We start from the raw sequence: 12,009 nt of genomic DNA, 5'->3' as shown, positions 1-12,009 counted from the left end.
GCGGTTCCTACGGACTTAAACGAAAGCACTAGGAACGAAACTGCTTGATTTTATCATGACAAATAGCCAAATACTGCGAGCCAAAGCAGTGCTCATAATTACACGCTGGCACAGACAACCATTTTTACGGGCCGGCACCATAACGCCCAGCGCAGGCGCAGCCAGCGCGGAGCGCATTTTGTGTTAATGTTTGAGCGCCAGCGAGTAACACAAAAGGTGCGTAGCGTTGGCTGTCGCTCTGCCGCTGCTTGTTATATGGCCTGGCACTTAGCCATTTTTTGGCTTCCTAAAAAGCGCAAACAAAAGCACAAGCATTAAGCCGATACCTGCACTGCCGAAAAACCCACCCCAATAGTCTGAACTCAATCCAAGCGCGAAACTTTCGCTACCAGCCTGAAGGCAACTGTGGTAAGCATGCCTATAATTGCGACTGATACTGCGATACTGGACTTCTTCATGATCTCTATTTCCTCTTCCTCTGAGTGTTGACTGACATATAACGCCGCCAGCAGGGGCGGCCTACTTTGCGCGCTTTGTTGCGCGATAATGGGAGCGCAGCGACTCGCGCAACAAAGTGCGCAAAGTAGGACGTCCCGCGGAGGGCCGAAGGCCCGGAGCATCCTGCCTGGCTTTGTTAAAGCTCATGGGCCCGATACACCACGATTTTCTGTACGGAGTTTCGTACTTCCACAACATAATGTTGCCAACAGCCTCTGCAAACTGAAGCATTCTCAATAGACGAGCCACGCTGCCCTTTTTCAGTCACCGCTACAACGGGATACCCACAATCACCACAAGCGAAAGCCAGACTCTCTCCGAATGGATCGGCTTTTAACTCTGATCCGTTTCCGGAAATGACTATATAATCAGTTATTTCTGCCATAAATATGAATCACAGTGCTTGTGAGCTTTAACGTTGCCATCTGCGGCGGCTGGAGCGTTTTTAGCGCGAAGCGCGTTGCGTAAGCCGTCCGTCAGCATGGCCTGGTTATGTTTTTAGTAGCACTGAGCGTAGTCACCCTCTATGCCACCTAACCTTGCTAGTTGATCTAGCACAGCTTTACCCGTACTAAGTAGCTCAGTAGTTCTGATAGGATCATCCCACCCTTCGGCACCATGCTTGCCACCATGAAATAAGTTATTTCTTATTGTTTTAACCAAGCGAACAGTTTTGCATAAATCTGATGAGCAATCAGATAATCCAACGCTCTTCCATTCTATGGTTGAATTGGCGGAAACTCTTTGCCGCTTAGGATTCAAATCCAATAGTTTCTGAGTCTCAGCGCTGTGTTCAAACTTCCCCTTGAATCTTTTAACAAATTGGTCCCACCCTGGTTCTGCATTGGCACCAATATCTTCGCTTTTTAAGATCTTGTTCTCCTTTAAAGAAAACTCGAATCTTGAGAACCAATAGAAAAATTCAAAGGCTAACAGCTTGAGATCATCATTAATGCTTTCTTTGCGCACTTGCCCTCCAGAAAATATAACATTTATATCGTAGCCCCAAAGGCTACTATTTCGCCGTTTCTATCTCGGCATCATAATTCTTCCAGAATGCGTGGAAAGGCCCGAAGCGTCAAGAGGGTAGCGCTACCGTAGCTGGTACAGAAAAGACTAAGCACTCGACACGACCACTATCCCAAAAACTTGGAACTCAGTAACCCTTTGTTTTATATACATTTTTATGTGCCGGTAAGAGATAACCAGAAATAACGGTCGCCAAGACCGAAATACGGGTTGAAATCTGGTCAGATTTTGACAAAATACTGTATATCCATACAGGTAAACTACATGCAAAGGATTGCATCTTGGACGATATACCAATACCTCTGCCGCACCGCCCCCAGCGCTTCATGGATCGACTGCGCGCTTTTATGCGATCTCGTCATCTGGCGTACAAAACAGAGAAAACTTATTGTTTCTGGATCAAAGACTTTATCCGGTTCCATCAAATGCGGAAACCGCAGGAGCTGAACAAGCGAGATGTCGATGAGTGGCTGAGCCATTTGGCAAACCGTCGTTCGGTTTCAATTAACACTCAAAAAACAGCGCTCAATGCTGTTGTTTTCTTATACAAACAATTTCTAGAGATTGATCTCGGCGAGTTGAGGTTTGAGAAAACAAGCAAGGGCCGGCGGCTTCCTGTGGTATTCACGCACCAAGAGGCAATGGCGGTGCTGGAGCAGATGCACGGCTACCACAAGCTCGCAGCTTCTTTGATGTACGGCTCGGGCTTGCGTGTAATGGAGGCAGTCAGGCTGCGGGTACAGGACATCGACTTTGCTCAACAGTGCCTGTTTGTTCGCGAAAGCAAAGGAGAGAAGACCCGCCGGACTTTACTTCCTACCTCACTTCTGGCTCCACTCAAGGCCCAGGTTGACCTGGTATTGGCACTGCATCAGCGAGATTTGGAGGAAGGCTTTGGCGCAGTGTATCTGCCCTTTGCATTGAGCAAAAAATACCCCAAAGCCGCCACCAGCCCAAACTGGCAGTATGTATTTCCCGCTCCCGAGCGCTCTAAGGACCCCAGGAGTGATGCGATAAGACGCCATCATGTAGGCGAACAGCAGGTTCGCAGGGCAGTTGCTAACGCTTTGGCTACAACAGGTATTAGGAAGAAGGCCAGTTGTCACACATTTCGGCACTCATTTGCGACAAATCTTTTGGCGAAGGGGACGGATATTCGTAATATCCAGGAGCTACTTGGGCATACTGACGTAAACACGACAATGATTTACACCCATGTGATTGGCATTCATGAACGAGGTGTAGTCAGCCCACTGGATTAAACCAAAAAACCCCGCCGAAGCGGGGTTTTTTTGGTTTGGCTGGAAGGCCGGCTTACATCATGCCGCCCATACCACCCATTCCGCCCATGCCACCCATGTCAGGTGCAGCCGGCTTTTCTTCCGGGATGTCTGCAACCATGGCTTCGGTGGTGATCATGAGGCCAGCAATGGAGGCGGCTGCCTGCAGTGCTGAACGAGTTACCTTGGCCGGGTCCAGAATACCCATTTCCAGCATATCGCCGTACTCACCGGTACCGGCGTTGTAGCCGAAGTTACCTTCGCCCTGCTTCACTTTGTCTACAACAACAGAGGCTTCGTCGCCAGCGTTGGTAACGATCTGACGCAGCGGCATTTCCATAGCACGCAGTGCTGCGGCAATACCGTGGTTCTGGTCTTCGTTGTCGCCGGTTACGGAGATCGCCTGAGTAGCGCGGACCAGTGCGGTACCACCGCCAGGTACTACACCCTCTTCTACTGCAGCGCGGGTAGCGTGCAGGGCGTCTTCTACGCGAGCTTTCTTCTCTTTCATTTCGACTTCGGTAGCAGCGCCAACCTTGATCACTGCAACACCGCCAGCCAGCTTGGCTACGCGCTCTTGCAGTTTTTCTTTGTCGTAGTCGGAAGAGGATTCTTCGATCTGGGCACGGATCTGTTTAACACGGGCTTCGATGTCAGCAGCGTCGCCGGAGCCATCTACGATCACGGTGTTTTCCTTGGACAGGGTGACGCGCTTGGCGGTACCCAGGTGCTCAAGGGTAGTGGCTTCCAGTTCCAGGCCAACTTCTTCAGAGATTACGGTACCGCCAGTCAGGATTGCGATGTCCTGCAGCATGGCTTTACGACGATCGCCGAAGCCCGGTGCTTTAACCGCAGCTACTTTCACGATGCCGCGCATGCTGTTGACAACCAGAGTGGCCAGCGCTTCGCCTTCAACATCTTCAGCGATGATCAGCAGCGGCTTGGAGGCTTTGGCTACTTGCTCCAGCAGCGGCAGCAGGTCGCGGATGTTGGAGATTTTCTTGTCAACCAGCAGGATGAACGGGCTGTCCAGCTCGGCGGTCATGTTTTCCTGGTTGGTTACGAAGTACGGAGACAGGTAGCCGCGATCAAACTGCATGCCTTCAACGACATCCAGTTCGTTCTGCAGGGACTGACCTTCCTCAACGGTGATTACGCCTTCTTTACCTACTTTCTCCATCGCTTCAGCGATGATGGTGCCGACGCTTTCGTCACTGTTGGCGGAGATGGTACCAACCTGGGCGATGGACTTGTTGTCCGCGCACGGAGTAGCCAGGGTAGCGATGTGAGCAACCGCCGCGGTCACTGCTTTGTCGATACCGCGCTTCAGGTCCATCGGGTTGAAGCCGGCGGCTACTGACTTGAGGCCTTCGGTTACGATTGCCTGGGCGAGAACGGTGGCAGTGGTAGTACCGTCACCAGCGGTGTCAGAAGCTTTGGAAGCAACTTCTTTCACCATCTGTGCACCCATGTTTTCGAACTTGTCGCTCAGCTCGATTTCCTTCGCTACGGAAACACCGTCTTTAGTAACGGTGGGTGCGCCGAAGGACTTATCCAGTACCACGTTGCGGCCTTTCGGGCCCAGAGTGGTTTTTACAGCGTCGGCCAGGATGTTTACGCCGCTCAGCATTTTCTGACGAGCGTCGTCACCGAATTTTACGTCTTTTGCTGCCATGATCTTGTTTCCTCAATTCTGTGTGCAGATGTGGTCCGGGGCAATCAGCCTTCCAGAACGCCGTAGATGTCGCCTTCGCTCATGATGATCAGCTCTTCGCCGTCCACCTTGAGAGTGTTGCTGTCGGCGTAACGGCCGAACACCACGGTGTCACCCACGTTTACAGACAGTGCGCGCAGGTCACCGTTGTCCAGCAACTTACCTTCGCCTACGGCAACCACTTCGCCCTGATTCGGCTTTTCTTTCGCTGCACCCGGCAGCACGATGCCACCGGCTGATTTCTCTTCTTCTTCCTTACGGCGTACTACGACGCGGTCGTGCAAAGGACGAATTTTCATGGATTTGCTCTCCATTGAGTTATTTGGGGTTGCAATAACAAGTGGCTGCGACCGGTTCCGGCCGCGGCGCCGAAGCCCCTCTGCATTGATATGCAGCGGGGCAAAAACTTGAGGTGCAGCCTATCTGAGGGCGTTCAGAGGGATTTCAACAGGGGCAGGAGAAAAAACGGGAAAAAAATGCCTGGGGAAGCGCAACGAGGAGTCGACCGGTCAAAAACCATTCAATCTCGGTGATCAGAGTCATCCTTTTTATCTTTATCTTCTCGCTGATAGTCACCCTCAATGATGTTGCCTGAGCGATCCCGGGCCGGCCCGGCAGACGGACCTCGTCCCGGCTTGCCGGGGGTCAGGATCACAACGTGACTAAGCAGTTTCCCCAATACCAGCTGCCGCAGTCCGGGAATCAGACACACGAAGCCGATGGCGTCGGTTATAAATCCCGGCGTCAGGAGCAGAGCGCCCCCAACGGCGAGGAAGATCCCCTCGGCCATCTCGCGGGCCGGCATCTCCCCCGCCTGCATTTTCTGCTGTGCGCGTGTCACCGTAGACAGGCTCTGGCGGCGCAATAGTGCCAGGCCAACCACTGCGGTCAGTAGTACCAGGCCGATGGTGGGCAGTGCGCCGATTTCCTGGCCAACACTGATCAGAACCCACATCTCCAGGATCGGTAAGGCGATAAATAGAATAAGTAAGGGACGCATGCTGGTGTGCTCCACTGTGGCGCGCGATAACACTATCGCTGGACGGTTGCGGCGCCAGGATCGTCTTGCCGGCGAAATCCGACATTTCCGATATGCTTAGTATTTGCGAATATTAAGTTGCCCTCCTGATGCGGTTCGGGAGGCGGCAGATTCGCAGTGTAGCCATTGATCAATGTGACGCGCAAATTTGCTTTGTCAGACCTGTCTGGCCGTCACTTTGTTCCACTAAAGTTCTCAGTAAGCCCAACAGTTCCCTCTGGGCAGTTGAAAGCGGCAATCAGGACGGCAGATATGGATAGCGACACCTCCGCACAGGACCCTAACAGCAGCAATCTTCAACGTAATAGCCACAGCGGCCGTTCGAGCGCTGCCCCGGTAATACAGCAGTCTTCACATCTGGCCGGCGAGCTGTTGGAGAGAGCGGGTATCCGCATCAACGGGGACAATCCCTGGGATCTACAACTGCACCGGCCACAGGCCCTGGACGAGATCATTGCCCGCCACAATCTCGGGCTGGGTGAAACCTATATGCGCGGCGATTGGTCCTGCGAGGCTCTGGACGAGTTTTTCTACCGCATTCTGCGTGCTCAGCTTCAACACCAGATCAAGCCTTTCCGGAATCTTTGGCGAATTACCCGCAGCTATTTACTTAACTTGCAAAGCGAACGGCGAGCCTTCCAGGTTGGGGAACACCACTATGATCTGGGCAATGACTTTTATCAGTCCATGCTAGACAGCCGCATGACGTACAGCTGCGGATACTGGAAGGATGCCAAAGATCTGGAGCAGGCTCAGACGGCAAAACTGGATTTGATCTGTCGCAAGCTGGGCCTGCAGCCGGGAATGCGTCTACTGGATATCGGCTGCGGCTGGGGTAGCCTGGTAAGCTATGCCGCGGAGCATTATGGTGTGGAGTGCACCGGGGTAACGGTTTCGCGGGAGCAGAAGCAATTTATCGACACCCACTACGCAAGCCTGCCCATCACCGTGCACCTTCAGGATTATCGCGCGCTGGACGCCAAGTATGATCGCATTGCCAGTGTCGGCATGTTCGAGCACGTGGGCAGGAAAAATCACCGCGCGTTTATGGAGGTCTCGAAGCGCTGCCTGAAACCGGACGGTTTACTTCTGCTACATACCATTGGCAAGAATCAGCGCAACACTACCTGCGATCCCTGGATCGAAAAATACATATTCCCCAATGGCGACCTGCCTTTCAATGGGCAGATCTGTGATGCCGCGGAGGAGCTCCTGATTGCCGAAGACCTGCACAATTTCGGCAGTGACTACGACAAAACCCTGATGGCATGGCACGACAATTTTGAGCGCAGCTGGGAGAAATTTTCAGGAAAATTCGACACCACCTTCTATCGCATGTGGCGCTACTATCTGCTGTCGTGCGCGGGCGCCTTTCGCGCCCGGCACATTCAATTGTGGCAGTGGATCTTTTCAGACCGGCTGGAAGGGGGCGTTCGGCGGGTTTGCTAAACACCACCTGCCATCAGGCAGCGACTACATGCGTGCGCCGCCGTCGACTTCAATAACACGACCGGTCACATAATCGTTGTCGATCAGGTAGGCCAGTGTACTGGCGATCTCATCCGGCTCACCAATGCGGCGCAGCGGTACCTGCTTGACCAGGTTTTCGAGAATCTCGGGGCGCATCTGCGCCACCATATCGGTGCCGATAAACCCCGGTGCAATTGCTGCGACCCGGATACCGTAACGTGCCAGTTCCCGCGCCCAGGTAACAGTCATGGTGGCGACGCCAGCCTTGGTGGCGGAGTAATTGGTCTGCCCCATATTTCCCGCCCGGGACACACTGGAAATATTGACGATCACGCCTCCATTTCCAGACTCGGCCATCGCCGCCGCAGCAGCGCGCGTACACAGGAAAACACCGGTGAGGTTCACGTCGATGACCGACTGCCACTGTGCCAGTGACATACGATCGGCGACTTTACCGTCTTTCACTTTCAGCAGCATGCCATCGCGCATGATGCCGGCGTTATTCACCAGCACATCCAGGCGCCCAAAATCGCTTACTACATCGGCAAAGCCCCGGTCTACTGCAGACTCATCGGCAACATTGACCAGGTAATGGCGGGCTTCGGCACCCAGCGCGCGGCAGGCCGCCACGCTTTCCTCAAGCCCTGCTTCGTTGACATCCAGCAGCGCCAGTTGCGCACCACGTTCAGCAAGGTAAACCGCCATCGCGCGGCCGAGCCCCTGCCCTGCGCCAGTAATGGCAATAACACTTTCGGCAATTTGCATGTTGTTCTCCGGTGACTGGTGATTACCAGGAGTAGCCGACACCTACGGTCAGTTTGGTGTCTTCTTTTTCACTTCCCAGGGACGGGGTGTTGTCGTACTGCCAGGCGTACTTCACTTCCATCAAAATGCCTTTGACCAGCGGTGTACGCACCCCCACCTCGGCATTACTCTGGTAGTCATCGCCTGCGTCCAGGGACTGCAGTAACTCCTGGTTGTAATAAACTTCCGGACCCAGATTGAATTTGTAGCGGAAATCCCAGGCAGCACGGCCAGCAGCGTAGCGCTTGTTCTGGTTTTCACTCAATGCGGGGTCAATAAAATCTTCACTCAGGCTACTCACACCGCCCTGCATGGAGAACGCCGATTTGTCTGTATCAAAGAACAGGTAACCAAGACCGAGACCGAGCGTGGTACTGAGGTCCAGGTTGCGGGCTTCTTCGTGCAACAGGGCACTGTTACCCGCCGCGAACCACTTCTCTGCGAATATCCAGCGCAAGTCATAACTCAGTCGGTACTTCTCCAGCCCCTCAACCTCGACGTTGTTCTGGTTCTGGTACTGGGTTGCCAGCAGGTGATGGAAGTCGCCATTGCGCACATCGAAGTTGGCGTTTACATCCCAGTCTTCACGATCGCGGTTGCCGTGCTCGAACACACCGGAAGCACTCACATTACCGTGGAAGATGATCGGGTCACCGACAAAATTGATGTAGGGCTCGGCGCGATCAATGGCAGGGAAGTCCATCACCCAGCCATCCCCTTCATCGCAGTAGAGCTCCCATTGCTCCCGGTAGTGACCTGCCAATGCGCAGGGCTCTTCGCGGCCGGCAATTTTCAGATCTTTATCCGTTTCCAGAGACAGGATTTTGCCCTTTTCGACGGTAATCTCACCGAAGGTCTCAGAGTTCCAGACTACGTGATCCTTTTCAACCACCACCAAGTCGCCGTAGATCCTGTCGCCGTTGCTCAGGCTAAGCACGCCAGCCGCTGCCGGGATGGCGACAAAGGCGAGAAAAAGCGGGATGATGAGGGCGACGCGACGTACAGCAGAAAGCACAATACAACCTTCAGATAGCTTGGAGTTATTAGCAGAAATGCGCGATAAAGGCGGGAAAACCTCTGTAAGCCACAATGATGCCACAAGTCGTATCTACCTTACACTGGCGCAAGTCCCCTTTGGCCATGTAGTCACATACGGCGGGCTGGCTGAGCTCGCCGGGCTTCCCCGCGCCGCCCGCCTGGTGGGCAATACCCTGCGGAACCTGCCCGCGGATACCAGGCTGCCCTGGCACCGGGTCATCAATGCGTCCGGCAGGATTTCACTGCCGGAACCGAGGGCTCAGGTACAGCGAAAGCGTCTGGAAAAGGAAGGAATCACGCTGCTAAATGGCCGGGTGGACTTGCACCGATATCGCTGGCCGCAAGAAAGCGACTGATAGATACTTTAAAGTCACACCAAGAGCACAGGCCTGCCCGCGCTGGCCTAATTCGGTGCGGCGGCCTCCGCCAAAGCCTCTTCACGCAACCTTCTACGCCAGAGGTAGATGGACAGGAGTACTGCGGGAATTCCAATCATTGCCGCATAGGTAAAGAACTGGGCATACCCTTGAGCATCCACAATCACGCCAGAGAAACCACTCAAGAATTTACCCGGCAGTGTCATCAATGAGCTGAAAAGCGCGTACTGGGTGGCGGTATATGCCTGATTCGCGAGACTGGAGAGATAGGCAATAAACACCGCATTGGAGAGACCAGCGCTCACATTGTCGGCACTGATGACGACTGCGAGCCAGGCCTTGTCGGGTCCCAGGTTGGCGAGGTGGGCAAACAGCAGGTTGGTGGCTGCCACCATCACCGCACCGAGGATCAGCGGCCGCATGATGCCGTAGCGCACGACAAGCAGACCGCCGAGAAACGAGCCGAAGATGGTAAAGAAAAAGCCGAACACTTTGGTGATCTGGGCAATATCCGTCTTGCTAAATCCCAGATCGAGATAGAACGGATTGGCCATCACCCCCATGGCAATATCACTGAGACGGTAGATTCCGATAAACAGCAGCAACACTAGAGCAAAGCGACCGTTGCGCTGGAAAAACTCGATAAACGGGCAGGCCACCGCTTTGACAAACCACTCCCAGATCCGGCTGTGCTGGCCATCACCCAACATCCGATCCACCCAATCGTGCTGGAAGTCATCCGCCAGGTCCTGCACTTTCTGGTGGTCCGGTTCCGTCACCAGCAGCGTGGTGAGGACGCCCACGCCCATCAATGCCGCCATGCTGGCATAGGAAATAGACCAGCTGCCCAATTCGGCAATGTACAGGGCTCCGGCCCCCGCAACCAACAGCGCAATCCGGTAGCCAAATACATAGTTTGCAGCCATTGCCCCCTGTAACTCGCGCTCCACCGATTCAATCCGGAAAGCGTCAATCACGACATCCTGAGAGGCGGAACAAAATGCGACCCACACCGAAATCACTGCCACTTTCCACAATGCCAGCTGCGGGTTGATCATCGAGAGCCCCAGCAACCCCACGGCCACCCCGATCTGCGCCGCCAGCATCCAGCTGCGTCGTTTCCCCATCACGCGGGTAAGAAACGGAATCTTGAGGTAGTCGATAACCGGCGCCCAGAGCACCTTGATCGAAAAGGTAATGCCCACCCAGGCAAAGAAGCCAATAGCAGTACGGCTGACACCGTAGTCCCGCAACCAGGCAGTAAGTGTTGAAAACACCAGTAATAGCGGCAGGCCGGCAGAGAAACCGAGAAAGAACATCGCCAGCACTTTGGGCTTCAGATAGATCCGCAGTGCCTCGCCCCAGGACATGGATTTTTGCTGCATGGGCTGGCTTACATCCTTTTGCTTATGAGATTGGTGATGACAACGAGTGCGCGAAACGATCCGACTGCGCCATGCTCAGCGCCCGAACGCCCTTCCAGTTCCGCTTCTGCCAGCTTGATAAGCTGTGCTCGCGGCTTCCGATCCCCTCGAAAAAAAGGTATCCGAGCGTAGCTGAAACTGGCCCGCATGGCCGGAGTGCAACCAGATCAAACCTGTTATCAGCAACAGAGCTGCCAACAGTTTAGCAGCCACTCCGGCCCTATTTCCGGGGCCAGCCTGATTATTGAACCCGTTGATACGGACACCCGCACTGGCGCTATTTCTCCTCGTCGCACCGGGGACCACCCGCACCGTCGAGCAGGGAAACCATGCTCTCCAGATCCATATTGCCACCAGTGAGCACAACAGCAACCCGCTTGCCGCGAAAACGCGCCCGATGCGCCATCACTGCGGCCAGTGACACCGCGGCAGATGGTTCCACCAGCTGTTTGGTTCGTGTCCACAGCCAGCGCAATGCGATCGCAATATCTTCTTCCGTCACGGTGACAACATCGTTGACCGTACGCCGGACCAGTTCGAAATTGCGCAATCCCAGGGTAGTACGAAGACCATCGGCAATGGTATCCGGCGCCTGCTCCGTCACCCGGACGCCGCTGCGAAATGAGCGCTGGGCATCGTCGGCGCCGGCAGGCTCAGCGCCAATCACCTTGATTTCCGGCGCCAGCGCGGCCACCGCAACCCCAACACCAGCCAGCAGGCCACCGCCGCCCACGGGCGCCACCAGCAGGTCCGGGGTAAATCCCAGTGAGCGGCACTGATCAATGATCTCGAGCGCCACAGTGCCCTGCCCCGCGATAATTCTCGAGTCGTCAAAGGGGGGAACGACATGGGCACCGGTTTCTTCCACCACTGTCGCCAGGGTGCTCTCTCTGTCTGCGAATGTCGGCGGGCACAGCACGATTTCCGCACCGTAGGCCGCTACTGCAGTGCGCTTGGCGACAGGGGCATTTTCCGGCATCACCACGGTGCATTTGAGCCCCGCGTCGGCGGCGGCCCATGCCAGTGCCGCTCCATGATTGCCCGAACTGTGGGTGGCTACCCGCACCGTGCCCGGCGGTACCATCTGCACCGCATTGGCAGCACCTCGGGCCTTGAAGGCACCGACCTTCTGCAGGTGCTCAGACTTGAAGAACACTTCGGCGTCACACCGCGCATTGATCTGCGCGCTGCTGAATAAGGGGGTCCGATGGACTTTACCCGCCAGGCGCTGCGCCGCACCGAGTACGTCGGCGACCTCCGGCAGATCGGGGGCTTCCCCCGAATCGGGATTAGCGTCGGGAGATGTCTTGTTCTTCATTCCGTAGTCATCCGGCAA

The 12,009-nt window shown here is 55.0% G+C and carries 11 protein-coding genes; 3 read left to right on the top strand and 8 right to left on the bottom strand.

Annotation, left to right across the window (positions count from 1 at the left end):
* Positions 1-996: 996 nt before the first annotated feature.
* The gene (locus LPW13_RS03980) at positions 997-1,467 is read right to left on the bottom strand and encodes a hypothetical protein (protein WP_230435278.1); all 471 of its coding nucleotides are present in this window, start codon (positions 1,465-1,467) and stop codon (positions 997-999) included.
* Between the two features lie 341 nt (positions 1,468-1,808).
* On the opposite strand from LPW13_RS03980, the gene LPW13_RS03975 reads away from it, so the two are divergent.
* Positions 1,809-2,789, top strand: a complete 981-nt coding sequence (locus tag LPW13_RS03975; protein ID WP_230438146.1) for an integron integrase — start codon at positions 1,809-1,811, stop codon at positions 2,787-2,789.
* A gap of 52 nt (positions 2,790-2,841) precedes the next feature.
* Here the strand turns inward: LPW13_RS03975 and groL are convergent, their stop codons facing one another.
* From groL to LPW13_RS03960, 3 genes are all read right to left on the bottom strand, one after another.
* On the bottom strand, positions 2,842-4,482 hold the full coding sequence (groL, locus tag LPW13_RS03970; RefSeq protein ID WP_230438145.1) for a chaperonin GroEL: 1,641 nt from the start codon (positions 4,480-4,482) through the stop codon (positions 2,842-2,844).
* Positions 4,483-4,526: 44 nt separating this feature from the next.
* Positions 4,527-4,820, bottom strand: a complete 294-nt coding sequence (locus LPW13_RS03965) for a co-chaperone GroES (protein ID WP_230438144.1) — start codon at positions 4,818-4,820, stop codon at positions 4,527-4,529.
* Between the two features lie 221 nt (positions 4,821-5,041).
* Complete coding sequence (locus LPW13_RS03960; RefSeq protein ID WP_230438143.1) at positions 5,042-5,521, bottom strand: FxsA family protein; 480 nt, start codon at positions 5,519-5,521, stop codon at positions 5,042-5,044.
* 291 nt (positions 5,522-5,812) lie between these two features.
* Here LPW13_RS03960 and cfa point away from each other — a divergent pair, with 291 nt between their 5' ends.
* Entirely contained in the window at positions 5,813-7,009 is a 1,197-nt protein-coding gene (gene cfa / locus LPW13_RS03955) for a cyclopropane fatty acyl phospholipid synthase (RefSeq protein ID WP_230438142.1), read from the top strand.
* Positions 7,010-7,033: 24 nt separating this feature from the next.
* On the opposite strand, the gene LPW13_RS03950 is transcribed toward cfa, so the two are convergent.
* The gene (locus LPW13_RS03950; RefSeq protein ID WP_230438141.1) at positions 7,034-7,795 is read right to left on the bottom strand and encodes an SDR family oxidoreductase; all 762 of its coding nucleotides are present in this window, start codon (positions 7,793-7,795) and stop codon (positions 7,034-7,036) included.
* Between the two features lie 22 nt (positions 7,796-7,817).
* The gene (locus tag LPW13_RS03945; protein ID WP_230438140.1) at positions 7,818-8,849 is read right to left on the bottom strand and encodes a DUF481 domain-containing protein; all 1,032 of its coding nucleotides are present in this window, start codon (positions 8,847-8,849) and stop codon (positions 7,818-7,820) included.
* Between the two features lie 37 nt (positions 8,850-8,886).
* On the opposite strand from LPW13_RS03945, the gene LPW13_RS03940 reads away from it, so the two are divergent.
* Positions 8,887-9,228: an MGMT family protein gene (locus tag LPW13_RS03940; protein WP_230438139.1), complete on the top strand. Its 342-nt coding sequence runs from the start codon at positions 8,887-8,889 to the stop codon at positions 9,226-9,228.
* 47 nt (positions 9,229-9,275) lie between these two features.
* On the opposite strand, the gene LPW13_RS03935 is transcribed toward LPW13_RS03940, so the two are convergent.
* Positions 9,276-10,634: an AmpG family muropeptide MFS transporter gene (locus tag LPW13_RS03935; RefSeq protein WP_230438138.1), complete on the bottom strand. Its 1,359-nt coding sequence runs from the start codon at positions 10,632-10,634 to the stop codon at positions 9,276-9,278.
* Positions 10,635-10,950: 316 nt separating this feature from the next.
* The gene (locus tag LPW13_RS03930; protein WP_230438137.1) at positions 10,951-11,991 is read right to left on the bottom strand and encodes a threonine ammonia-lyase; all 1,041 of its coding nucleotides are present in this window, start codon (positions 11,989-11,991) and stop codon (positions 10,951-10,953) included.
* Between the last annotated feature and the right edge of the window lie 18 nt (positions 11,992-12,009).

The organism is Microbulbifer celer (assembly GCF_020991125.1).
In the GTDB taxonomy this organism is placed as follows: Bacteria; Pseudomonadota; Gammaproteobacteria; order Pseudomonadales; family Cellvibrionaceae; genus Microbulbifer; species Microbulbifer celer.
The sequence above is the reverse complement of the archived record's forward strand: the minus strand, read 5'-3'. Positions and strand labels throughout refer to the sequence as shown.